This is a genomic window from Actinotignum urematis, assembly GCF_051264595.1.
GTDB classification, from domain to species: domain Bacteria; phylum Actinomycetota; class Actinomycetes; order Actinomycetales; family Actinomycetaceae; genus Actinotignum; species Actinotignum timonense_A.
In genome coordinates this window covers 47945-70192 of record NZ_JBOZBG010000011.1, presented here as the reverse complement: position 1 = coordinate 70192, position 22248 = coordinate 47945, and the positions used below count along the sequence as shown (strand labels likewise).

At 63.5% G+C, this 22248-nt stretch carries 21 protein-coding genes; 3 read left to right on the top strand and 18 right to left on the bottom strand.

What is annotated here, in order from left to right; genetic code table 11:
• Positions 1-249: 249 nt before the first annotated feature.
• The 3 genes from ACRQDJ_RS06275 to ACRQDJ_RS06265 all read right to left on the bottom strand — a co-directional run bounded on the left by ACRQDJ_RS06275 (position 250) and on the right by ACRQDJ_RS06265 (position 4110).
• Positions 250-1149 (bottom strand): sugar ABC transporter permease, encoded by a 900-nt coding sequence (locus tag ACRQDJ_RS06275; protein WP_284904651.1) that lies wholly within the window; start codon positions 1147-1149, stop codon positions 250-252.
• 32 nt (positions 1150-1181) lie between these two features.
• Positions 1182-2795, bottom strand: a complete 1614-nt coding sequence (locus ACRQDJ_RS06270; protein WP_284904650.1) for an ABC transporter permease subunit — start codon at positions 2793-2795, stop codon at positions 1182-1184.
• Between the two features lie 64 nt (positions 2796-2859).
• The gene (locus ACRQDJ_RS06265; RefSeq protein WP_284904649.1) at positions 2860-4110 is read right to left on the bottom strand and encodes a sugar ABC transporter substrate-binding protein; all 1251 of its coding nucleotides are present in this window, start codon (positions 4108-4110) and stop codon (positions 2860-2862) included.
• Between the two features lie 401 nt (positions 4111-4511).
• Here ACRQDJ_RS06265 and ACRQDJ_RS06260 point away from each other — a divergent pair, with 401 nt between their 5' ends.
• Positions 4512-5594: a LacI family DNA-binding transcriptional regulator gene (locus tag ACRQDJ_RS06260; protein WP_435713403.1), complete on the top strand. Its 1083-nt coding sequence runs from the start codon at positions 4512-4514 to the stop codon at positions 5592-5594.
• Positions 5595-5606: 12 nt separating this feature from the next.
• The gene (locus ACRQDJ_RS06255) at positions 5607-7334 is read left to right on the top strand and encodes a glycoside hydrolase family 13 protein (RefSeq protein WP_284904647.1); all 1728 of its coding nucleotides are present in this window, start codon (positions 5607-5609) and stop codon (positions 7332-7334) included.
• A gap of 136 nt (positions 7335-7470) precedes the next feature.
• Here the strand turns inward: ACRQDJ_RS06255 and ACRQDJ_RS06250 are convergent, their stop codons facing one another.
• From ACRQDJ_RS06250 to ACRQDJ_RS06240, 3 genes are read right to left on the bottom strand one after another with little or no spacing between them, the layout of a single operon-like run.
• A complete protein-coding gene (locus ACRQDJ_RS06250) occupies positions 7471-8358 on the bottom strand; it encodes a tetratricopeptide repeat protein (RefSeq protein WP_284904646.1) in 888 nt (295 codons plus the stop codon).
• Position 8359: 1 nt separating this feature from the next.
• Complete coding sequence (locus ACRQDJ_RS06245) at positions 8360-9385, bottom strand: DUF8094 domain-containing protein (protein WP_284897421.1); 1026 nt, start codon at positions 9383-9385, stop codon at positions 8360-8362.
• Positions 9378-10745, bottom strand: coding sequence for a hypothetical protein (locus ACRQDJ_RS06240; RefSeq protein WP_435713404.1), 1368 nt, complete (start codon positions 10743-10745; stop codon positions 9378-9380). Before ACRQDJ_RS06240 ends, ACRQDJ_RS06245 begins: the two co-directional genes overlap by 8 nt.
• A 300-nt stretch (positions 10746-11045) precedes the next feature.
• Between ACRQDJ_RS06240 and ACRQDJ_RS06235 the strand changes: the two genes are divergently transcribed.
• Entirely contained in the window at positions 11046-12371 is a 1326-nt protein-coding gene (locus ACRQDJ_RS06235) for a DivIVA domain-containing protein (protein WP_435713405.1), read from the top strand.
• 293 nt (positions 12372-12664) lie between these two features.
• Here ACRQDJ_RS06235 and ACRQDJ_RS06230 read toward each other — a convergent pair whose 3' ends face one another.
• From ACRQDJ_RS06230 to atpF, 12 genes are all read right to left on the bottom strand, one after another.
• On the bottom strand, positions 12665-13441 hold the full coding sequence (locus ACRQDJ_RS06230) for an alpha/beta fold hydrolase (protein ID WP_435717886.1): 777 nt from the start codon (positions 13439-13441) through the stop codon (positions 12665-12667).
• A 71-nt stretch (positions 13442-13512) separates the two neighbouring features.
• Positions 13513-13782, bottom strand: a complete 270-nt coding sequence (locus tag ACRQDJ_RS06225; protein ID WP_435713407.1) for a type II toxin-antitoxin system Phd/YefM family antitoxin — start codon at positions 13780-13782, stop codon at positions 13513-13515.
• 47 nt (positions 13783-13829) lie between these two features.
• The gene (locus tag ACRQDJ_RS06220) at positions 13830-14114 is read right to left on the bottom strand and encodes an Rv1322 family protein (protein WP_435713408.1); all 285 of its coding nucleotides are present in this window, start codon (positions 14112-14114) and stop codon (positions 13830-13832) included.
• Positions 14115-14239: 125 nt separating this feature from the next.
• Positions 14240-15433 carry an N-acetylglucosamine-6-phosphate deacetylase gene (locus ACRQDJ_RS06215; protein WP_435713409.1) on the bottom strand — a complete coding sequence of 398 codons (1194 nt, stop codon included), beginning with the start codon at positions 15431-15433 and terminating at the stop codon, positions 14240-14242.
• 9 nt (positions 15434-15442) lie between these two features.
• On the bottom strand, positions 15443-16138 hold the full coding sequence (nucS, locus tag ACRQDJ_RS06210) for an endonuclease NucS (RefSeq protein WP_435706290.1): 696 nt from the start codon (positions 16136-16138) through the stop codon (positions 15443-15445).
• Positions 16139-16528: a DUF2550 family protein gene (locus ACRQDJ_RS06205; RefSeq protein ID WP_435717885.1), complete on the bottom strand. Its 390-nt coding sequence runs from the start codon at positions 16526-16528 to the stop codon at positions 16139-16141.
• Positions 16529-16541: 13 nt separating this feature from the next.
• Entirely contained in the window at positions 16542-16817 is a 276-nt protein-coding gene (locus ACRQDJ_RS06200; protein ID WP_435706289.1) for a F0F1 ATP synthase subunit delta/epsilon, read from the bottom strand.
• Positions 16817-18277 (bottom strand): F0F1 ATP synthase subunit beta, encoded by a 1461-nt coding sequence (gene atpD, locus ACRQDJ_RS06195; RefSeq protein ID WP_320768637.1) that lies wholly within the window; start codon positions 18275-18277, stop codon positions 16817-16819. The genes ACRQDJ_RS06200 and atpD overlap by 1 nt, the downstream gene beginning before the upstream one ends.
• A gap of 29 nt (positions 18278-18306) precedes the next feature.
• On the bottom strand, positions 18307-19239 hold the full coding sequence (locus ACRQDJ_RS06190; RefSeq protein WP_320757379.1) for a F0F1 ATP synthase subunit gamma: 933 nt from the start codon (positions 19237-19239) through the stop codon (positions 18307-18309).
• A 3-nt stretch (positions 19240-19242) separates the two neighbouring features.
• The gene (gene atpA, locus ACRQDJ_RS06185) at positions 19243-20868 is read right to left on the bottom strand and encodes a F0F1 ATP synthase subunit alpha (RefSeq protein WP_320757380.1); all 1626 of its coding nucleotides are present in this window, start codon (positions 20866-20868) and stop codon (positions 19243-19245) included.
• Positions 20869-20877: 9 nt separating this feature from the next.
• Positions 20878-21717, bottom strand: coding sequence for a F0F1 ATP synthase subunit delta (locus tag ACRQDJ_RS06180; protein ID WP_320757381.1), 840 nt, complete (start codon positions 21715-21717; stop codon positions 20878-20880).
• Positions 21717-22247 carry a F0F1 ATP synthase subunit B gene (gene atpF / locus ACRQDJ_RS06175; protein ID WP_320757382.1) on the bottom strand — a complete coding sequence of 177 codons (531 nt, stop codon included), beginning with the start codon at positions 22245-22247 and terminating at the stop codon, positions 21717-21719. The genes ACRQDJ_RS06180 and atpF overlap by 1 nt, the downstream gene beginning before the upstream one ends.
• Position 22248 lies beyond the last annotated feature (1 nt).

The window sequence follows — 22248 nt, the reverse complement described above, 5'->3', positions numbered from 1 at the left end:
CGCGAGGCCGAAGCGGAGGAATCCGAGGCAGCCGCAGCCGCCTAAAGCGGTCGCCTTATAGAGGCACCTCCTAAAACAGCCGCCTCAGAGCGCGTGCCGCGTCTTAGCTCCTTCGCGGTGGCGCCTGGCAGCGGCGCAACAGTGGGCCCGGTGATCGACTACTCGACCACCGGGCCCACGCCTTTGCCTACACACAAAGCAAAGTGCAAATCCACGCACCATTTTGGCCCAATTTCGGGGGCAGCCGGGCTACCCCTTCACCGACCCACCGGTCAGTCCCGAAACGATGTAGCGCTGCAGGAAGAGGAAGAGAAGCAGAATCGGGAGTGCGGAGATGACCGCGCCGGCTGTGAACCAGCCCCACTGCTTCTCATTGCCGCCCACCCAAATATTCATGCCGATGGCCAGGGTCCAATTCTCTTCTTTGGAGAGGATCGTGGAGGCCAGGATGAAATCGTTGAAGGCTCCGATGAAGGCCAGCAGCCCCACCACCGCAAGGATCGGGGTCACCAGCGGGAGCACGATGGTCCAATAGACCTGCGAATGGCTAGCGCCGTCAATCTTCGCGGCTTCGTCCAGCTCCATCGGAATGGAGTTGAAGGTACCGTACATGAGGAAGGTATTGGCACCCAAAGCCCCGCCCAGGTACACGCAGATCAGGGAGAGCTTGGAGTCCAGGCCAAGCACCGGCACGATCTCACCCAGCTGGCTGAGCAGCAAGAAGATTGCCACGAAGGCCAGCAGCTGCGGGAACATCTGGATGACCATGAGGGCCAGCAGCCCGCCCTTGCGCCCCCGGAAGCGGAAACGCGAAAATGCGTAAGCCGCGGCCGCGCCCATGAGCACCGCCCCCAGCGCGGAGAAAATGCCGATCTCCAGGGTATTGGCGAACCAGCGCCAGAACATCGTCGAGGTTCCTAGCTGGGCGAAGTTCTGGGTGGAGATCTCCGAGAAGAGGGAGTTCGCCGAGGTCAGCGTTGTTTTGGTATTCGGGTTGAGGGCCGCGGAGAGCACGTAGATAATCGGGAAGGCCGAATAGACGACGGCGAAAAGCCCGACCAGGTGCCGGAAGCCCACCTGGGAAAACCAGCGCCCGAAACTCACCTTATTGTGATGGCGTTCCTTATAGCTGATCTTTTCCTCGATCATGGGAACCGCCATGACTGTAGATTCGCTTGCCATTACTGTGCCCCCTCAATTGAACGCGAGCGCCGGAAGCTGATGAGGGAAATCGTGCCGACGATAACGAAGATGAGGATGGACATGGCCGAAGCCAACCCGTAGTTCTTCGTTGCCGCGCCCGACAGCCCGGAAATCTGGTACACCATCGAAATGAGGATGTCCGTGGACCCCACCGGCACCGAGGCGTCCGCGAATTGCGGGCCGCCGCGGGTAAGCATGTAGATGAGGTTGAAGTTATTGAAGTTGAAGGCGAAGGAGGAGATGAGCAACGGGGTCACCTGGATCATGAGCTGCGGCAGGGTGATATACCGCCACCGCTTGAATCCGCCCGCGCCGTCAATCTCCGCCGCCTCGTTGAGTTCGGACGGGATAGATTGCAGCGCCCCGGTGCAGATGAGGAACATGTAGGGGAAGCCCATCCACAAATTCACCAGGATCACGGATAGCTTGGCCAGCCACGGATCGGTGAGCCACCCGATTTCCGCACCCCCGAAAAGCACTTGGTTGAAGAACCCGTACTTCGGGTTGAGCATGCCGGCGAAGAGGAAAGCCGTCATAAAGGAGGGGAACGCGTAGGGCAGCAGCATAATCGTGCGGTAGATTTTGCGCCCGCGCATCCGCTCATCATTCATGACCAGCGCAAAGAACATGCCCAGCAGGAAGGTGGTCGCCACCGAGAGGAAGGCGAAAGCGAACGTCCACACCAGCACCTTGAGGAAGGGGCTGGCGTAGCGGGCATCCCCGAAGGCATCGGCGAAGTTCTTAAAGCCAACCGTCACCCGCCAACCGGTATTGAGAGTTTCACCGTCGTCGGCCCGGTAGAAGCCATCGCTGGAATCAGCGTGATAGACCTTGCCGGTGGTGATATCCGTGAGGGTATCGGCCGCCGCATCGTGCTTGAGGGTTGATTGGAAAACAAAGCCGGTTGTGGCTGTTTGGGTTCCAATAAATCCATCTCCCGGGTCCTCGCTCATGGGAACGCGCAGCGCGGTGATCTCCGCCTGGCGCGCCCCGATCTGGGCGGGCGTGAGAATCTCATAGCCGGGTACCTCGGTGATGCGCTTGCCATTGACCTGGGCATTTTTCGCGGGTACGAAGGGAGCTTCCTCGGTGCCCACGAGCACTGCGCCGTCGTCGTTCACAATAGCGAAGCCGAGTTCCCCACCGGCGTCCACGACCGCGAGGGGGTACTGCGCGCTACCTTCAACCCGCTGGGTGGAGGTGAGCAGCAGTGCCTCGGTGGCGCGTTCTTTGGTGAGCATATGGCGGTCGCCGTAGTTGGTGAACGCGATGTAGCCGGTGTAGAGAATAACGAACACCTGGAAAATCGCGAGGAAAACCAGCCCCGGCGTGAGGTACTTGGGGGCCAGGTGCTTCCGCGAGAAATACACGTAATCCACGATGGCGAGCAGCACCGTGAAGACGGCCACCAGGATCCACGATCCTTCGTTGAACGCCGCCGCGATAATGTAGATCCCCAGCGCATTCACCAGCGCCATGAGGACCAGCTTGATAATAAAACCAACCGACCAGGTGCGCGCGTGCGAGCTTCCCACCACCGGGATTTTCTTCTCGGCGCGGCGCCCGGCCCGGTTCTCCGTTTCCGTACTCATGACTTACCTCTTCGCTGACGCGAGGGTGACCCGGAAACCTCCGAGCCACCCTCGCGTTCGCAGCTTACTTGGCTAGTTCTGCCTGCAGATTCTGGATGAGGCTCTGCCATGCGGCCACCGGTTCGGCGCCGTCAATAATTTGAGCTTCGGTGACGCCCCAGGGCACCCACACCGCACCCATTTCGGGGATGGTGGGCATCGGCTGGGCGCCTTCGGCAGCCTTGGCGAAGCCTGCGGTGACTTCGTCCTTCTGGGCTTCCTGCGCCGCGGCGGTCAGCGCCGGGAGGCGGTTGCCGGCCTTGTAAATATCCAGCTGCACCTCCGGGGTGGCCATGTAATCAACGAGGAACTGGTTAGCCACAATCTGGTTCTTGGACTGCGCGGAAACATAGAAGCCCTGCACGCCCACGAGCGGGGTGGCCGCCTTGGGGCCGGGCGCCGGAATCGGCTCCACCGCGACCTTGAGGCCGGCGCTGCGGAAGTCCTCAATCATCCACGGGCCGCCCAGGATATAGGGCGATTCACCCTTCTTGAACGCATCAACCGCAATATCGTAGGTCATCGCGGTTTCGAAAACGCCGGCCTTGCCCTGCTCACTCAGCCAGGTGGCGAAAGCTTCACCGTTCGCTCCGCCCATGCCGAGGTTCTTGGAGGTGGAACCGTCCGCATTCGTTTCAAAAACGGGCGCCCCGAAGGACTGCTGGAAGGGATAGTAGGTGTAGGGATCGCCCTTGTCAGTGGTCTGGATGAGGAAGGGGTACTTCACGCCAGCTTCCTTGCCCTTGGCGATCATCTCATCGAAGGTGGCCGGGGTGGAATCCGCCAGCGCGGTATTGCGAATGAGCGCGAGGTTCTCCAGCGCGTAGGGCAGGCCGTACAGGTTCCCGCCGGTGGAGAAGGCCGTGGTGGCCACGTCATTGAAGTCCTTCGCCTTATCGCCTAATTCAATAGGGGCGACGACGCCGTTCGCCACGAACTCACCGAGCCAATCATTGGCACCTACGGTGATATCCGGGCCCTGACCGTTGGAGACCTGGGTGAGGAACTCCGCGCGCACATCCCCGAATTCCTTGACCACGAGCTCCACGTGGTTGCCGGTTTCCGATTCGAATTTCTTCGCGGCGCTTTCCAGGGCCGGCTGGCGGTTGGAATCCGTCCACACCGTAATGGTGGCCCCGCCGCCGGCTGCCGGTGCTGCCGAGGTGGCTCCGGCAGGTGCTTCGCTCTTATCAGCCGAACCGCCGTTGCCACCGCAGGCGCCTAAAACAAACGCCAGCGCGGATACCGCGGCCATCGCGCTTATGCTCCGTCGCATCTTTACTCCTTGCGTTGATTCTTCGCTACGCGGGATCGCACCATCACGCTCCCCGCTATCTCTGAGGGTAGCGCATCATTCGGTAATTTTCACCCCTTTTTGCAGTCTTTTTTACGCCTTTACATATCAGAAGGCGGCCGATGTGGGATTTTCCGCGGTTTTACGGGCTTTGTAGGCCGCGCTGTTTTCAGAAATACTTTCACGGTTGGAGTGGCGGCGGGCGGGGAGCTGCGTCGTCGTGCTGTACCGTGACGGGGCAGAAACAGAAGTGCGGCGGGACGTTTCCACCGCTCCGCACATCCAGCCGCACACCGCACCGCTGGAGTTTTCAGAAAAGCCTCAGTACGATGTTGCACGACGGCGCGCACCGCGCCGACCAGCACAAGGACGTCTCGGTACCCATGAGTAAAATTCGCATGCAAGATGTTGCCACCCACGCGGGGGTGTCTGTGGCGACCGTATCGCGCGTGATTAACCAGAAGGGCAATGTCAGCGAGGAAACCCGCACCGCGGTGCTGGCGGCCCTCGATATGCTCGGCTACGAGCGCCCGCCGCGCCTGAGCGAGGCGAGCGGAACCGTGGGTCTGCTGCTCCCCGAACTGACCAACCCCATTTTCCCGGTGTTCTACCAGGAGCTCGAACGCGAATTCACCGCCGCCGGGTACACCACCACCCTGGCCACCCAGGCGCCCGGCGCCCTCACCGAGGACGAAGCGGTCGCTTCGCTCACCGCCCGCGAGGTATGCGGGCTGGTTTTTGTATCGGGGATGCACGCGGATTCCAAGGCCTCGCCGGAGCGGTACGTGCGGCTGGCCGAACGCCTCCCCTTCGTCACGATTAACGGCGCGAATCCGCGGGTTCCGGCCCCTGATTTTTCTACCGACGACGCCGAATCAATGCGGCAGGCGGTGCGACTCCTGGCCGGGCTCGGGCACAGCCGCATCGGTTTGGGTATCGGGCAGCGCCGCTATATTCCCGGCCAGCGTAAAGAACAGGGCTTTGGCGAGGCGATCTCCCAGATGCTGCCCGGCGCCGATGTGATTGTTGCAGAAACTTTTTTCACGGCTCACGGCGGGGCGCGAGCGGCCGAAGCCCTACTGGCGCGCGGCTGCACGGCCATGGTGTTCGGCTCAGACATCATGGCGCTCGGCGCGATTGATGCCCTGGAGCGGCGCGGGGTGCGGGTGCCCGAGGATGTGTCGATTGTTGGTTTTGACGATTCGCCGCTCATTCGATTTATGCGCCCGGCGCTCACGACCCTGCGCCAGCCGGTGGCGGCCATCGCCCACGCGGCCTGCGCTACCCTGCGGGCCGCCATGGAAGATTTTGCACCGGCACAGCGCACGAAGGCGGGGGCCTCGATGAGCTTCCCGGCCGAATTGCTGGTGCGTTCCACCACCGCGGGTGCGCCCCTTGCGGCGCCCGCGCACATTAGCGCGCCCGCGCAACCCGGCGCACCCGCGCCCTCCTCCACCTCTAACTGAAAGGACACCGCTATGCTCCTCCACCCTGCTTCCGAGCGCGAAAACTGGTGGCGCGACGCCGTTATTTACCAGATTTACCCGCGTTCCTTCGCGTCCTCGGGCGGGCCGCTCGGGGACCTGCGCGGCATCGAGAGCCGACTGGGCTACCTGGCAGATTTGGGAATTGATGCGGTGTGGCTTTCGCCTTTCTACCGCTCCCCGCAATTCGATGCCGGTTACGATGTGTCCGATTACCGCGATGTTGATCCGCGCTTCGGCACCCTGAAAGATGCCGAGCATCTTATTGAGGCCGCGCACGAAGCCGGACTGCGCATCATCGTCGATATTGTCCCTAACCACACTTCCTGGGATCACGAGCTTTTCCGGCGCGCGGTGGCGGCCGGCCCCGGCTCCCCCGAACGGGAGCTGTTCTGGTTCCGCGAGGGGAAGAACGGGGGCAGTGAGCCTCCCACCAATTGGCGCTCGGTGTTCGGCGGGCCGGCCTGGTCACGGGTGCGGGACCTTCCCTTCGCCGCCGGTACCCCGGCCGCGGAGGAAGACCTCTACTACCTGCATCTTTTTGACCGCTCGCAGCCCGATCTCAATTGGCACAACCCGGCGGTGCGTGCCGAATTCTTGGAGACGCTGCGTTTCTGGTTGGATCGGGGCGCCGATGGCTTCCGGGTGGATGTGGCCCACGGGCTCATGAAAGATCCCGCGCTTCCCGATTGGTCCGGGGCGGTGGAAATGGCCGGGGTGACGGAGAAACCCGAGCCGGCGCCCTTCTTTGACCGCGATGAGGTCCATGAGATTTACCGCGAGTGGCGCGCGGTCCTGGATGAGTACTCCCCCGAGCGCATCCTGGTAGCGGAGGCCTGGGCGGATACCGAGGAGCGGCTGGCCCGCTATATCCGCCCCGATGAAATGAACCAGGCTTTCAACTTCATTTATTTAGCCGCGCCTTTCGAGCGCGAGGCGCTGCGCGAGATTATCGTGCAGTCGCTGCGCCAATCGGATCGGGTGGGTGCGCCCACCACCTGGGTGCTCTCGAATCACGACGGCGTGCGGGTGTGCTCGCGCCTCGGCTACCGGGATACCTCCCGCGGGGCGAACGGCATCGGTGCGAATGATCCGCAACCGGACCGCGAACTGGGGGCCCGCCGCGCCCTGGCCTGGCATCAGCTCACCGCCGGCCTGCCGGGGGTCTATTACATCTACCAGGGCGAGGAACGTAATCTTCCCGAACATACCTCGCTGCCGGACGAAGTGCGCGAAGATCCCACCTTCGCCCGCACCCACGGCAAGGAGCTGGGCCGGGATGGCTGCCGGGTCCCCCTCCCCTGGGAATCGGATCGCCCCGGTTTTGGTTTCTCCCCGGACGGCGCCACCTGGCTCCCCCAGGGCGCGGATTGGGCGCGTTACACGGTGGACGTGCAGGGGGCCGACCCGCATTCCCCGCTGCATTTCTTCCGCACCATGCTGCGCCTGCGCGATGAGCTGGAGCTCGGGGTGGGATCCCTCGAGGACGTCTGCGATGATTACGGCGCCGGCGTGCTCGCCTATGTCAATCGCGCCGCAAACACCAACCGGGCCGCGCATGCGCAGCGTCCACCCGTGCTCATGCTTACGGTATTCGACGACGCCGCACCGCTGCCCTCCGGTTGGCGGGTCCTGCTGGCCTCGGATCCAGCCGCCAGCGCCTTGGGCGAAGGGGAGATGATCCCGGCGGATACCACCGTCTGGCTGGTGCCGGTCGAGTAGCCGAGCTGGAATAGGCCGTTCTGACATAAGCCGGCACAGCACGAGGCGCCCAAACCGTAAGGGTTCGGGCGCCTCGTTGTCTTGTACCGCTAGAAAACTTACGCCAGCCTATGGCCCGCGCCCGTTTGAGAAGACCTTAGAACAGCGCGGAGGCGAGGTCACGGCGAGCGCTACGCACTACCTCCGTATCGGCTCCCACCGCGGTGAAGAGTTCGAGCAGGTGGGTGCGCAGCTCTTCGCGTGCATCCCCGCTGGTGACCTTAATGGCGTTGATCAGCCGAGTGAATCCCAGATCGGGGCGGCCGGCGGCCACCTCAATATCGGCGGCGGCGATCTGCGCCGCCGCATCGCCCGGGCCGCCGGCATCCGCCGCGGCCATGACGGCCTGCGGGTCCTGCCCGCGGGTTGAGCGCAGCAGGCGCACCTGGGCGCGGCCCACCTGCGCTACCTCGCTATTCGGGTCTTCTGCCGCGAGCGCTTCAAATTCGGCTTCCGCAGCGTCGAGGTCTCCCCGGTCGAGTGCTTCGAGGGCGGCCAGGTGATGGGGATTGACGGGGGCTTCGCCCGCTTCATCGGCTTTCCCGCTCACGCGGCCGGCCACGCCGGCGCGGTTAGCTGCGGCGAGCAGCTGGTTCACGAGCTCGGTGAGCTGCGCGGTGGTGGGTGCGCCCTGGAAAAGTGGGACGGGTTGGCCGCCCACGAGCGCGATACCCATGGGGATGGTCCGCACGCCAAAGGCCTGAACGAGTTCCGCTTCGGTGCTGGCGTTCACCACCGCGATACGGATCTGGCCGTCGCGCCGGCGCGCTTCGGCTTCCAGGGTGGTGCCCAGCTCGCCGGCCGCGCCGTCGGCCACAAAAAGCACGATAACAGGAACCTGCGCGGAAAGCTGCACTTCGGCGTTGAGGCCTGCCGCGGTGAGTGTGGTGAGGTAGGCGCCGGGCACGGGTGCCGCGTTTTCCTGCTTTTTCGCCGCTGCCAGGGCCGCTAAATCGACCGGGCCGCGCATGGACATATCTGCCATATTAGCCTCCGTTCTGCACCGAGGTGAGCACCGGTTTCGATGCCGCTACCGTGGTGATCGTTGTGTTTGTGGCGCCCGCCGCCGGGATTTTCAGGGCCACCGTGAAGGAATAGTTGAGGCGCATGCTCCCCTGGACCGTGACCTCAGTATTGGCTTGGCCGGTGGCCAGCCCCGCGATTTTCGCGTCGGTAACTTTGATGGAGCCACCCTGGGCGGTGTGGCGGATTTCGAGGGCCTGATTGACCTGGAAGACGGTGAGGATGCCGCCGTCGCTGGCGCGGAAGCTTTCCGGGGTGGTCTGGGCCGGGCCGAAAGCCTGGCTGACCGCGCCCACGCCTTGCACCGCGCCGGCCAGGGAATCGTAAGTTTGGGAGAGCTGAGTGCGCACCGCGTCCGGGGCGGCCGGGTCCGCATCCGAGCCGTAGCTAAGGGCGCTTCCGCTGGCGTTGAGCGTGCCAATATAGCCATCGTGAGCAGCCTGAGGGGACGCCACCGCGCCTTCGCCGTTATCCGCGGCCACCCGCTGCGCACCGGCCGGGCCGGCGGGGATCTCCGGGATCACGCTGCCGGGCAGAATATCCATGGCCGCCCACAGCGCCCAGTTTTCCCGGGCCGCGCCCTGGGTGAAAACATTGAGGCCCTGCGAGGTGGTATTCGCCGGCCAATTGACCACCGCGAGCGCACTGCGCGGAAAGCCTTCCGCCCCGGAAATCGCCACCGAATCGATGGTGGTGGACAGCGCGGGCATATCGTAGCTATCGGCCAGAATGCGCTTGAGTGCGTAGTGGGCGCTGCGTTCCACGCTGAAGGGGCCGGAGCCGCGCCCGCTGAATTCTTCGGGGCTGGCGGCGGCGTCCGCCTTGGTCAGCTGCTCGAAAATCGCGGGGGCAACCCGCTCGGTGAAGTGTTTATCGGAGAGCGCGGCACGCGGGCTCGCCGGAGCCGGGGTAGGTTCCAGGACGACGGCGCTCGCTGAGCAACCGCCCAGTAATGCCAGTGCCGCGAGGGTGGCCAGGGCCTTACGCATGGGTCGTTCCTTCCTCGTCGTCGTTCTGTGTGGGCTGCTTGGGTTCGCCGGGCTGTTCGGACTCGGATGCGCCGAGCGCTGCGGGTTCGCCGGGCTGCGCGGCCTGCGCGGAGCTAGGCGCGCCGGCGGCCGTGCGGGGCTGGTTTTGACCCCAGATGCTCCACCAGCTTTGCGGATCGGATTCCGCGGCGGTATCGCTATCGCTGCCGGTGGCGCCGGAAGTTTCCGCGCGGTCTGCATCGCTGAGCTCCGCGGGCTTGACGGGCACGCCGTCCTTCATCTGGATGGCGGGGAGAATGCCAGAATCAGCCGCGGCCTGCCATTCGGCACGCGAGCCACGGTAGCCGGGTTCCTCATCCGGGCCGGGGAGCGTGGCCGCTGCTTCTTCGGCCGCTGGTTCTTCGGCGGATGCTTCTTCGGCCGCAGGTTCTTCAGTTTCCGCTTCGCTGGGCTGCTGCGCCGGTTCTTCAGCGGGCGCTTCTTCCGGAGCAGCTTCTTCCGGAACTTCTTCCTCCGGAACAGCAAGCTCAATGCGGTCAGCCGGATCGAGGGGGCGTTCGCGCAATTCCTGAGCGCGCGGGCTTTCCATGAGGATACCCGCGCCCAGAGCCCCGCCTGTTGCCGTAACCCGGTCACCCGCGGCAGACTGACCAGCCGCACCGCCAATTCCCGCGCTCACCGCCGGCATAATGGTTGTTTCATCCGCGGCCCGCTTGGCACGCGAGACACGTTCGTCCTTGCCGGCCCGCACCTTTGCGGCAAAGGTGCGCTGATCCTTGGTGGCGGTCATGAGCAGCACCACCCCGATAATCCCCACGATAAGCCCGAGCAAGCTCACCGGGAGGGACCAGTTCCGCCCGCCGGGCAGCGCCCAGGTGAGTTCCACCTGCGGGAGTGCCCCGGAAGACGTCTGCATAATGAGGGATTCGGCTCCCGGGGAGGTCACGGTGTAGGTGAATTCCACCTTCCCCTTGGCTTCTTCCTTGGAGAACCACATATCCGAGGCGAGGACCTTGCCCGGGTCCGCTTCCCCTTGGGAGGTGGTCAGCGTCAGTGCGGCGTCGTCGTTCATACCGGTAATGGTGGCGCCGGGCACGCCTTCCGCGTACGCGAGCACGTCACCGGAAAAGCCGGCGCCCACGGAAATGGTGTCCTGCGCCGGGCCGGAGACAGATACGTCCACGTCGGTCCCGCCCATATCCAGGACGCCGGGGGCCGTGACGAGCACGCCTTTCCCCTCCGGCGCCACGGTGGCGGAGACGCTCGAGACCGGCTTCCACACGGTGCCGAGCAAAATGCCCACCACCAGGATCGCCAGGCCCGCGAGCGCGAGACCGACTCCTCCGTTCTTCTTCATCATTCCCCTTCTCACTGCGGTTCGCGGCCCGGTACGACCGCACCGGCGAAAGACCATCGACAACACATGCCTACATTAAAACTACCGCGTGACCTGCTCGGTGGCGGAATTTTTCGGCGCACGGCCGCGCTTTTAGGCTTAGAGAAAAGCCTAACCGTTATCTAACCGTTATAAAACTCTGGTGCGGGTGATGGTGGCGAGCTCCACAACGTTCACCACCCGCCCAGCACTACCCCCACCGGGTGCGCTGACCGGTAGGCTTAGGGCAGCAATTTCTATCCAGCAGCGCGCGGAGAGGGTGTTATGGCGGATTTTGAACTGTTTCCAACAGTACGCAGGGGTTACGACAAAGCTCAGGTCGATGAACGCATTCACCAGCTGGCGGATGCGCTCGCCGAAGCTCGGTCGCGAGTAGCGGGTTTGGATGCGCAGGTGCTGCGCATGTCCGGGGAGCTCACCGAGCTGCACAGCCGTTTGCGCGAGGATGAGCGCCCGTCCTATTCGGGGCTGGGCACCCGGGTGGAGCGGTTGTTGCGCGGGGCGGAACAGCAGGCGATGGATGTGATGAGCCGGGCGAATTCCGATGCGGAGTTGCTGGTTTCCCGGGCGCGCTCCCAGGCGGAAAATCTCACCTCCGCTGCGGAAAAAGAAGCCCAGGAAACTTTGGATTCTTCACGTACCGAGGCGGCGCAGGTGCGCCAGCGTGCCGAGGCGGAAGCTACCGAATTGACTACTACTTCGCGGCGCACCGCCGAGGAGTTGGTGACCTCAGCCCAGCGCGAAGCTGAGCGTTTGGAGGCGAAAATGCGCCACGATGAGGCCGAGCTGAATACCCGGCTCACCCATGAGGAAGAGGAGCGGCGCGCGGCCCTCGCCCAGGAATTGGCGCAGGCGCGCACCCGGGCCGAAGAAGAGGTCACGCACTTGCGCACCGAGGCGGAAACTGAGGTGGCGCGTTTGCGTAGCGAGGCGGAGGCCGAGGTCGCGAAGATCCGCGCGGAGGCCGAACGCGAGGTTGCGCAGTTGCGTGCGGATTCGGCCGCGGCCCGCGCGCGTTCCGATGAAGAATCGCGTACGGCCATGGCGAAGTTTGTCGACGACGCCGAGGCTCGGGCCGCCAGTGCGGAACGCCGCCTGGCGGAAGCCACAAAGCGGGCTAATGCCCTGACTTCATCCTCGGAAGCTGAGGCGAGTGCGGCGCTGAGCGCCGCCCAGACCGAGGCCCGGGAATTGGTGAGCGCGGCGCGTGAAGATGCCGAGCGGATGCGGCGGGAAGCGCGCGAGGCCGCCGAGGAATCGCAGCGCCAGGCCGATGCCCACGTGGCGGGCCTGGAGGAGCAGCGGCGCACCCTCACCTCCTACCTGGAGGATATGCGCACCATGCTGGCCACCTCGAATATCCCGCTGGCCCTGGATGAAATCGTGGGCAGCGCCGAGGAACGCACCGCCGCGGAGGCGGCTGAAGCCGGTCAGGCTGGCGATCAGGATGCCCGGGCTGGCGAATCTTCCGTAACGGACGCACCTTCCGCGGGCGAGGCACAGGCCGGAGAACAGGCAGGAGATCACTCCCCCGCGGCCGTGGAATCTGATGCCGGGGAAGAAAACGGAGATTCCACTGACAACCGGTAGTGTCTTCTCACGAGCCGGGGCAGGGGTGTTTTTTCCGAGGTGTACTTCGCATGTACGACATATGCACTACAGCTCTGAAAACACCTCGTGCCCCCGCCGAGACTCATATGACTCTTGAGAGTCGTGTGATTCCCTAATCTCACGATGGTGGCCTCTCAGGGCTAAAACACAGCTCACGCGAAGTGCAGCCGTGCCACATAGCACCTGCCGACATAGTTTGAGGGCGTGGCCGGAGCACTTTTCGTGTCTCCCAGCCACGCCCTCAAGTACAGTTAGCGCGAGCGCTTCAGCGGCTAGCGGGTAGCCGCCTCGTAGAGCTGGCGCAGCGCGGTAGCGACCTCGTGCGGCTTTTCCACCGCGGAGAAGTGGCTGGCACCCTCAAGTTCCACGAACGGTTGGTCCGGGCGTACCTCGTGCAGCTGGGCGAATTCTTCGTGCTTGGCATTCGGATCATCCACCCCGCGCAGCAGCAGGATGGGAACATCCAGCTCCATAACCCCGCGAGTATCCGGGCGGGTCAGCATCATCTGCTGCAACCAGGAGAAAGCCCCGGCATCTACCGTCTTGAAATAGGCGGCAACCTTCTCCTTGAGTTCCGGGCTGGCCGCCGAGCTCAGCATGGTATCCACCCAGCCAGCCAGCACGTCCCAGCTCTGGCCCGAGGCGAGCTTCTCGATGGCCTTTTCTCGCGGGGAGGGCGAGGGTTCCGGCCCCAGAATCGAGCCGTCCAGCAGCGCCAGCCCAGCGATCTGCTGGGGATTGCGCAGCGCATAAGCAGCCGTGACGGTAGCACCCATGGAAATTCCGGCGAGCACGATGGAGTCGTATTCCGCCAAAGTTTCTTCGAGGGCGGTCAGGTAGGAATTGATATGTGGCGTGGTGGCGCCCGCGGCGTCGTCGACCTCAGAACCGGAAGGTGAGTCCCCGAAACCGGGGGCATCAATAGCAATCGTGTGCAGATCCAAAAGCTCAGCGCGCATGCCCTCCCACATCCGGGACGTCATCGGCATAGCGTGGAGCAGAACAAGCGGGGTACCCGCACCTTCGTGAATATGTGTGGCAAGTTTCATACTGCGATTGTAACGCCGTTCCCGGAACTTAACCCGGGTACGGCGGCCCTGGCGTTCCTCGGTGGGCTTCTTTAGTGCTCTTCCTCGAGACCGATCTTGAAATCTTCCAGGGTCATGCGCACACCGTCATCAGTACGCTTGGCATGCTCGTAGGCAGCGATATCCTGAGCCATCTCGAATTCCTCCAAGGCGTGAAGATCGTCCATGGTGACGAGAGCGGCAACAGCTTTACCTTCGTGCGCGATGATGAAGCGCTTTCCATCTCGGGTAGTTTCTTCAAGAATCTGAGAAAGATTTTCGCGTAATTCCCGGGTGCTCACCTGAGTCTCGGTCATGGCCATAAAGCAAATATAAAACTACTTGCGCCGGTCACACAATGGGAATCCGGTTAGGCGCGGCCGCGGTGCTGCCAGCAGCCCGGATGCCAGTGGCGGCGCGCATCCACCCCAGCTTGGGCGCCCCAAATGGTGTCCTCCGTCCACGCCACAATATTGGGTTCACCAATCCGGATAATCCCGCCGCAGCCCGGGCACACGTAGTCCTTCGCGGCGCTGGCGATGCGCCGCACCTTGTAGGTGGCGCCATCGCGGCCGTTCTCATAGCGCAGCCCACCCATCGCCGCGCTGATATTCAGCGGGCGAACGGGACGGGAGTACTTTTTCGACCGGCGCATTCTTCCATGGTAGCCGCTTGGCGCGCGGAGTCCACTAGCACGCCGTGCGACGCCGCGGCCGCCAAGCTACCTATGCACGCGCCGGACTATGCATGCGCACACTGCACTACAGATGCGCACGCCCGCTATGCCACCAGCTTGCCGTCCTGCGCGACCAGCTTCCCAGCGCGGTAGACCCGCCGCGGGCGCAGCTCCTCATCCACCACCAGCAGATCCGCGCGTTTGCCCACTTCGAGCGCCCCGCGATCATCCAAGCCCATCACGCGGGCCGGAGTGGCGCTCGCCATGGTGACGGCGTCGTTCAACTCAACCCCCGCACCGACCACGGTGCGCACAATATCAAGAAGATGCGAGGTACCGCCCGCGAGATTGCCCCCGCGTAGCCGCGCCTGCCCGTCGGTCACGTGCACGCGCAGCCCGCCCAGCTCATAGGTGCCATCCGCCATGCCGGCCGCCGCCATCGCGTCGGTAATGAGCGCGATATTTTCCGGGCCCACGATTTCGACCACGTTGCGCACCAGCTCAGAGCTAATATGAACGCCGTCTCCGATAAGTTCGACGACGCAGCTGCCGCGGCGCGCGGCAGCTAAATACTCGGCCACCGGGCCGGGCGCGCGGTGACGCAATTCGCGCATGGCATTAAACAGGTGGGTGGCCACCGGGATGGCCCCGCCCGCCACCGCCCGTTCCTGAAGCTCACGCGCCGGGCCGGCCTCCGCGTGGGTATGCCCCCAGGTAGGCACCACACCGCGCTCGAGCAGGAGGTCCACCACCTCGCTCGCCCCCGAAAGTTCGGGGGCGAGCGTCATCCCCCAGGCGTGCCCGCGGGCCGCATCGAGGAGCCGGGTGGCGATCTCTACGCTCGGAGCTTCCAGGTAGGCCGGGTTCTGAGCCCCGGCCCGCTCGCTGGAAAGGAAAGGGCCCTCGATAAGGATCGCGGCCAGGGTGCCATCCTCGACCGCGTCGGCCATGAGGCTCGCCCCGGCTTCCATACGCTCCACGCTCAGGGTGGTCAGGGCCGCGGCTACGGAGGTGGTGCCGTGGGCCAGGTGCTCGCCGGCCGCCTGCGCTACCTCCGCGCTATCCTCCGCATCCGGGAAGGAGGCTCCTCCCCCGCCGTGGCAGTGCTCATCGACAAGCCCGGGCAGGATCAACCACCCGTCCGGGAGCTCACCGCCAGGAGCTGCGTCGTCGTTCTTAGTAGTTGTATGTGTTCGCGTTTCGCTGGGCGTTATCCGCGTGAAAACTCCGTTGTCCCACGCGATATCGCATTCGCGCACGCCGCCGGGCAACGCTGCCCGGCCGTATAAGAACCCCATTATCCCGTCCTAAAACAGTCGATCCTCCGGGTGGTCTATGCCACGCATATCGTCGTAGTTCAAGATCATACAGTCAATGCCGCGGTCTTCGGCCAGCACACGGGCCTGCGGTTTGATTTCCTGGGCCGCGAAAATGCCGCGGAGCGGATTGAGGAGGGGGTCGCGGCGCAGCAAATCGAGGTAGCGGGTGAGCTGTTCGACCCCGTCAATTTCCCCGCGGCGTTTAATTTCGACGGCGATATAGCCGCCCTCGCCGTCGCGCACCATGAGGTCCACCGGGCCGATGGCGGTGGGGTACTCGCGGCGCACCAAGCTGGCATGCGGGGCGATACGTTCCACCTGTTCGGCCAGCAGTTTTTGCAGATGCGCTTCCACGCCGTCTTTGACGAGCCCGGGATCTTCCCCGAGATCCTGTTCGTAATCAGAAAAGACCTCGTAAATGCGGATGACCAGGCGGTCGTCGGTTTTCTTGTGCTCCACATTCCAGATAGTGCGCACGCCCGCCTCGCGCTCCGCCGCGCTCGGTTCTTCTTCGGTGAAGAGCGTGGGGCCCATCATCCAGTTGAGGGGCTTATAGGAGCCGGTATCCGCGTGGACTAGCACGGAGCCATCGGCTTTGACCATGAGGAGCCGGGTGGCCGGTTCGAGATGCGCGTCCAGGCGTCCGGAGTAATCCACCGAACAGGTAGCAAAAACAACGCGCATCTAGAACAACACCCAATCTCCCCGGGGCGGGGCCGAATCCGCCCACGCCACCAGCGCGGTATGCGCCTGGCAGCTCATGGCCATATCAATTTCTGTATGAGCATCCCCCACCCGGGCGGCGGCGATATCATCACGCACTTTAACCAGGTTGATGCTCAGGGAACGCCGGTCCAGGCGCAACGCCGGGCGCCAGGATAAGGATGCCACCCGGAACCACTCCAGCGCATCGGTGCGGAAAAACACCACCCCGGTATGCCAGCGATGCTGGCGGCGCACCGCGGCCTGGGAGGAGCCCCACTGGTTGAAGAGGTAGCGGACCCGCGCCAGGAAGTAGATGAGGAGCGCGAGGAGAACCAGCACGACGATCAGTGCTACGCTTTGCCAGCTCATTCGCGCTCTCCGCCTACTGCCCGTTGACCGACTGCTCGCTGACCGAATCGGCCACCACGATGACCTGGTTGGCGGTCACCGTGAGGAAGCCGGAGCCGGACATCGTGAAGCTGCGATCGCGTCCGTCCTCGCAGCCGCGCACCTCGACGTTACCTTCCGTGAGGAGGGCAACGAGCGGGGTGTGGTCCGTGAGGATACCCACCGAGCCTTCGGTGCCGGGCGCGGTCACCGATTCGGCATTCCCGCGCCACGCCAGCTCCCGCTGGGAAACGATCTCAACGTCCAGCATTATTCGCTCCGCAGTTCGTGGTACTTGCGTTCCAGATCCTCGATGCCGCCAATATTGAAGAAGGCCTGCTCGGGGACGTGGTCGTATTCGCCGTCGCAAATACGGCGGAACGCTTCAACGGTTTCCGCAACCGGAACGGTGGAGCCTTCCACGCCGGTGAACTTCACCGCGGTGTACATATTCTGCGAGAGGAACTGCTGGATCCGGCGCGCGCGGGCGACGGTCAGGCGGTCTTCTTCGGAGAGTTCATCCACACCGAGGATGGAGATGATGTCCTGAAGTTCGCGGTTCTTCTGGAGGATCGCCTTGACGCGGGTCGCGACCTCGTAATGCTGCTGGCCCACGATCTGCGGGTCCAGAATACGCGAGGTTGAGGCGAGGGGATCCACGGCCGGGTAAATGCCCATGGAGGCAATATCACGCGAGAGTTCGGTGGTTGCATCCAGATGGGCGAAGGTGGTTGCCGGTGCCGGGTCGGTGTAATCGTCCGCGGGAACGTAAATAGCCTGTAGCGAGGTAATGGAATGCCCGCGCGTGGAGGTAATACGTTCCTGGAGCGCACCCATTTCATCAGCCAGGGTGGGCTGGTAGCCCACCGCGGAAGGCATGCGCCCGAGCAGGGTGGATACTTCCGAACCGGCCTGGGTGAAGCGGAAGATGTTATCGATGAAGAGCAGCACGTCCTGGTTGGCGACATCGCGGAAGTACTCCGCCATCGTCAGGCCGGACAGGGCGATGCGCAGGCGCACCCCCGGCGGCTCGTCCATCTGGCCGAAGACGAGGGCCGTCTTATCAAGCACCCCGGCTTCGTCCATTTCGTGGATGAGGTCGTTACCTTCACGGGTACGTTCGCCCACCCCGGCGAATACGGAAACGCCATCGTGGTCGAGGGCCACGCGCTGGATCATTTCCTGAATGAGCACCGTTTTACCCACGCCCGCGCCGCCGAAGAGGCCGATCTTGCCACCCTGCACGTACGGGGTGAGCAGGTCGATAACCTTGAGGCCGGTCTGGAACATCTGGGTTTCCGGCTCGAGTTCATCGAAGGCGGGAGCCTGGCGGTGAATCGACCAGCGTTCCTTCACGTCGATCTCATCGGGGGAAACGTTGAGCGGTTCGCCCACGACGTTGAAGACGTGCCCGCGGGTAACGTCCCCGACCGGAACGGTGATGGGGGCACCGGTATCGATAACGACGGCGCCGCGCACCAGGCCATCCGTCGGTTTCATCGCGATGGTGCGCACCACGTTATCGCCCAGGTGCTGGGCCACTTCCAGGACCATCTCCTGCTCGATGACGCTTCCGTCACCGGCGGGGAGGGTAGCCGTGGTTTTCAGTGCGTTATTGATATCGGGAAGCGCGTCGGACGGAAATTCGACGTCGACGACGGCGCCAATGACCTGCGTAATCCGGCCGGTTGTGGCCAGGTCCGCGGTCTGCTCCTCTAGTTGTGCAGTCATAGTGTGTTCCTTATCCGTTACGAAGCGCGTTATCCGTTACTTAGGGCATCGGCACCGGAGACGATTTCAGTGATCTCGGTGGTGATCTCAGCCTGGCGCGCGTTATTGGCGAGCCGGGTGTACTTCTCAATAAGTTCAGCAGCGTTATCGGTAGCCGCGTGCATCGCCTGCTGACGCGAGGCGAGTTCGGAAGCCGCCGCCATGAGAAGAATCGAGGAAATACGTTTGCGAACATACATGGGCACAAGCGCTTCGAAAACGTCGTGTGCCGAGGGTTCGAAATCGTAAAGCGGTTCGGTTTCTTCCGTGCCGCCGCCCGAGAATTCCGATCCGGTATCCTCCAAATCGCCTTCCCCGTAGTCAACAATGGCTAGCGGAAGCATATGGCGCACCTGCACCACCTGGCTCACCATCGATTCGAAACGGGTGTAAACCACGTGGACTTCGGCGACGCCGCCTTCGTCCGGCGGAGCGGTGAAAGCCTCGAGGAGGGTGCGCGCGATTTCATCGGATTGCTCCGGATCGGGCTTATCCGAGGTGCCACTCCACTCCCCGGCGATATTCACCCCGCGGAACTTGAAGTACTGCAGGCCGCGCCGCCCGGTCACGTAGAGCACCGGATCCTTACCTTCGGCGCGCAGATTCTCCACGGTGCGTTCCGCTTCGCGCAACACGTTGGCGGAATAAGCTCCCGCCATGCCGCGATCGGAGGTCACCACGAGCACCGCCACCCGATTGGTATCGGTACGCTCGCGCATCAGCGGGTGCTGGGCGTCAAAATCGTGGCGCCCCACCAGCCCGAGCGCGCGGGTTACCGCCCGCGCGTAAGGGTCCAGTTCCTGCGCTTCCCGGCGCGCCGAGCCGATACGCGAGGCCGCAATGAGCTCCATCGCGCGGAACACCTTTTGCAGGGTGCTCGTCGCACGAATTTTGCTCTTGTAAATCCTCTGTTCGCCGGCCATCGATTAACCCTTCGTCGGCCGCGCGAGAGTTTCACGGGCCTGCTCGGCCGGGACATCCTCTTCCCCACCCGCGGGCAGGTTTTCGGCAGTGCGGTAGGACTCCGTGAAGGCACTGACCGTGGCTTCCAGTTCGGCTTCGAGATCCTTATCCATCTCACCGGTCGAGGCAATGGTTTCCAGCACCGAGGAGTTGTGACGCACGTAGTCGAGCATGCGGGCTTCCCAATCGTGTACCTTCTCCACCGGGACATCATCGAGATATCCCTTCGAGCCGGCCCACACCGAGACCACCTGTTCCTCAATGGGGTACGGGGTGTACTGCGGCTGCTTAAGCAGTTCCATGAGGCGCTCACCGCGGGTGAGCTGCTGGCGGGTGGCAGGGTCAAGATCGGAAGCGAACATAGCGAAGGCCGCCTGGGAGCGGTACTGCGCCAGGGTGATCTTCAGGGTACCGGCAACCTTCTTCATGGCCTTGATCTGCGCGTCGCCGCCCACGCGGGACACCGAAATACCCACGTCCACGGCCGGGCGCTGATTGGAGTTGAAGAGGTCAGACTGCAAGAAGATCTGGCCGTCGGTAATGGAAATAACGTTGGTCGGAATATAAGCCGACACGTCGTTCGCCTTGGTTTCCACAATCGGAAGGCCGGTCATAGAACCCCCGCCCAGCTCATCGGAGAGCTTGGCGCAGCGTTCCAGCAGGCGCGAATGCAGGTAGAAAACGTCGCCCGGGTAGGCTTCACGCCCCGGCGGGCGGCGCAGCAGCAGGGACACGGCACGGTAGGCTTCGGCCTGCTTGGACAGGTCGTCAAAGACGATAAGCACGTGCTTGCCTTCGTACATCCAGTGCTGGCCGATGGCCGAACCGGTGTAGGGAGCCAGGTATTTGAAGCCCGCGGGATCGGATGCCGGGGAAGCCACGATGGTGGTGTACTCCAGCGCGCCGTAGCGGGCCAGGGTGCCGCGCACCGAAGCGATGGTGGAACCCTTCTGGCCGATGGCCACGTAAATGCAGCGCACCTGCTTGGAAGGATCCCCGGTTTCCCAGTTCTTGCGCTGGTTGAGGATGGTGTCAATCGCGAGGGCGGTTTTACCTGTCTGGCGGTCTCCAATAATGAGCTGGCGCTGCCCGCGCCCGATCGGGGTCATTGAGTCAATCGCCTTGATACCGGTTTCTAGCGGTTCGTGCACCGACTTACGCATCATTACGCCGGGAGCCTGCAGCTCCAGGGCACGCCGGCCGCTGAGATTTTCAATTTCGCCCAGGCCGTCAATCGGCTTGCCGAGCGGGTCCACCGTGCGGCCGAGGTATCCGTCGCCCACCGGGACGGAGAGCACCTCACCGGTGCGGCGCACTTCCTGGCCTTCTTCAATATTGGAGAAGTCACCGAGAACCACGACGCCGATTTCCCGCTCTTCCAAGTTCATCGCCAGTCCGCGGGTGCCATCCTCGAAAACGAGAAGTTCATTGGCCATCGCACCGGGCAGGCCGGCCACGCGGGCGATGCCGTCCGCCGTCATGGTGACGTGACCAACTTGCTCACTCTCGGACTGCTCCGGCGTGTAGCTACGCACGAAGTTATCGAGCGCTGCCCGAATCTCTTCGGGCTGGATTGTCAGATCAGCCATTCTTTTTCCTTACCTGTTGCTCGCCGGTGCCGCCGGCATGGCCGCGACTTTATCGCGTACATCTTTAATTCTGGACTGCAGCGTCGCGTCAATGACATCCGAACCGTGCTGGATACGCATACCGCCCACCACAGCCGGATCTACCGAGACGTGGATGGAAACTTCGGTTCCGTACATCGCGGTCAGGGCGCGCTGGAGGCGTTCTTCTTGCGTTGCCGTGAGCGGCTGGGCTACCAGCACCGATACTCCGGAAACTTCACCCAACTCAGCTGCCTGGGCCGCGTACTCCATGAGTGACGCGGCCAGGGTCATCTCCCGTACTCGCGCGAGGGCGCGGTGCGCGAGCACCCGGGTTTCCTCCTGGATATTCGGAACCACACGATCAAAGAGCGCGGCGCGTTCCTCCGCGGAGTATTCCTCGCGGGAGAGCGTGATGCGTAGCTCGGGAGTTTCTTTAAGGGTACGCATAAGCTGGTAGAGCTCATCTTCGACGCCGGAGAGCACCCCGGCACCACGCGCCCGCACCAGCACGGCGTGTGCGCCGAGAGTATCCACGGTCGTGACGAGATCAGCGTCCTCCGTCCACGTCCGCCCCGCTACCGCGCGCAGCACCGTAAGAACCGGTGCGCTCACGTGGGCGGCGAAAATGGCACCTGCCAGGCTTTCCCGTGCCGCCCCAGCCCGGGTGGTATCCGCGAGGGCTCCACGCAGGGAGGGAGAGGCATTGATGGCGTCTGCAGCGGCGAAAAGTTCGCGCGCCAAGTCAATTTCCCGGCCGGGATGTTCCTGAAGCAGCGCGTCCCACTCGGCGGTGACCGCGACGGCGGATTGCTTACTCGTGGACCGCATTACGCCCCCGCTCGCACCTGCTCCTCGAGATTATCGAGGAACGAATCGACAACGCCCTGATTTACACTCGGATCGAGGCGAATCTGCTCACCCACGATACGACCGGCCAGCTGCGAAGCCATGGTACCCAGATCCGCGCGGAGAATCCGCGCGGCGGCATCGGTATCAGCCTTAATCTGAACCTGGGCCGCGGCGGAAATGCGCCGCGCTTCTTCACCGGCTTCCCGGCGCGCACGCTCGATAATATCGGAGGCATTGGACTGTGCCTGGGCGCGGATATCCGCGGCTTCGCGCACCGCGGCATCCTTTTCGGACTGGATAGTGGCACGTTCCTGAGCCACTTCCTCGCGGGCACGCTCGGCAGCGAGCAAACCTTCTTCGATTTTCTCCCGCCGCTCATCGAGCATCTTCGTCAACGTAGGCCAGGCGAATTTATACACCGCGATGGCGACGATGAGGAAAGATACCGTGCCCCACAGCAGATCCGGGATGGCCGGAATAATAACACTGTGTTCTTCAGCGAGATACATT

Coding starts and splice junctions, on each gene's coding strand:
- ACRQDJ_RS06275 (WP_284904651.1), bottom strand. CDS start 1,149: ATGATCGAGGAAAAGATCAGCTATAAGGAACGCCATCACAATAAGGTG.
- ACRQDJ_RS06270 (WP_284904650.1), bottom strand. CDS start 2,795: ATGAGTACGGAAACGGAGAACCGGGCCGGGCGCCGCGCCGAGAAGAAA.
- ACRQDJ_RS06265 (WP_284904649.1), bottom strand. CDS start 4,110: ATGCGACGGAGCATAAGCGCGATGGCCGCGGTATCCGCGCTGGCGTTT.
- ACRQDJ_RS06260 (WP_435713403.1), top strand. CDS start 4,512: ATGAGTAAAATTCGCATGCAAGATGTTGCCACCCACGCGGGGGTGTCT.
- ACRQDJ_RS06255 (WP_284904647.1), top strand. CDS start 5,607: ATGCTCCTCCACCCTGCTTCCGAGCGCGAAAACTGGTGGCGCGACGCC.
- ACRQDJ_RS06250 (WP_284904646.1), bottom strand. CDS start 8,358: ATGGCAGATATGTCCATGCGCGGCCCGGTCGATTTAGCGGCCCTGGCA.
- ACRQDJ_RS06245 (WP_284897421.1), bottom strand. CDS start 9,385: ATGCGTAAGGCCCTGGCCACCCTCGCGGCACTGGCATTACTGGGCGGT.
- ACRQDJ_RS06240 (WP_435713404.1), bottom strand. CDS start 10,745: ATGATGAAGAAGAACGGAGGAGTCGGTCTCGCGCTCGCGGGCCTGGCG.
- ACRQDJ_RS06235 (WP_435713405.1), top strand. CDS start 11,046: ATGGCGGATTTTGAACTGTTTCCAACAGTACGCAGGGGTTACGACAAA.
- ACRQDJ_RS06230 (WP_435717886.1), bottom strand. CDS start 13,441: ATGAAACTTGCCACACATATTCACGAAGGTGCGGGTACCCCGCTTGTT.
- ACRQDJ_RS06225 (WP_435713407.1), bottom strand. CDS start 13,782: ATGGCCATGACCGAGACTCAGGTGAGCACCCGGGAATTACGCGAAAAT.
- ACRQDJ_RS06220 (WP_435713408.1), bottom strand. CDS start 14,114: ATGCGCCGGTCGAAAAAGTACTCCCGTCCCGTTCGCCCGCTGAATATC.
- ACRQDJ_RS06215 (WP_435713409.1), bottom strand. CDS start 15,433: ATGGGGTTCTTATACGGCCGGGCAGCGTTGCCCGGCGGCGTGCGCGAA.
- nucS (WP_435706290.1), bottom strand. CDS start 16,138: ATGCGCGTTGTTTTTGCTACCTGTTCGGTGGATTACTCCGGACGCCTG.
- ACRQDJ_RS06205 (WP_435717885.1), bottom strand. CDS start 16,528: ATGAGCTGGCAAAGCGTAGCACTGATCGTCGTGCTGGTTCTCCTCGCG.
- ACRQDJ_RS06200 (WP_435706289.1), bottom strand. CDS start 16,817: ATGCTGGACGTTGAGATCGTTTCCCAGCGGGAGCTGGCGTGGCGCGGG.
- atpD (WP_320768637.1), bottom strand. CDS start 18,277: ATGACTGCACAACTAGAGGAGCAGACCGCGGACCTGGCCACAACCGGC.
- ACRQDJ_RS06190 (WP_320757379.1), bottom strand. CDS start 19,239: ATGGCCGGCGAACAGAGGATTTACAAGAGCAAAATTCGTGCGACGAGC.
- atpA (WP_320757380.1), bottom strand. CDS start 20,868: ATGGCTGATCTGACAATCCAGCCCGAAGAGATTCGGGCAGCGCTCGAT.
- ACRQDJ_RS06180 (WP_320757381.1), bottom strand. CDS start 21,717: ATGCGGTCCACGAGTAAGCAATCCGCCGTCGCGGTCACCGCCGAGTGG.
- atpF (WP_320757382.1), bottom strand. CDS start 22,247: ATGTATCTCGCTGAAGAACACAGTGTTATTATTCCGGCCATCCCGGAT.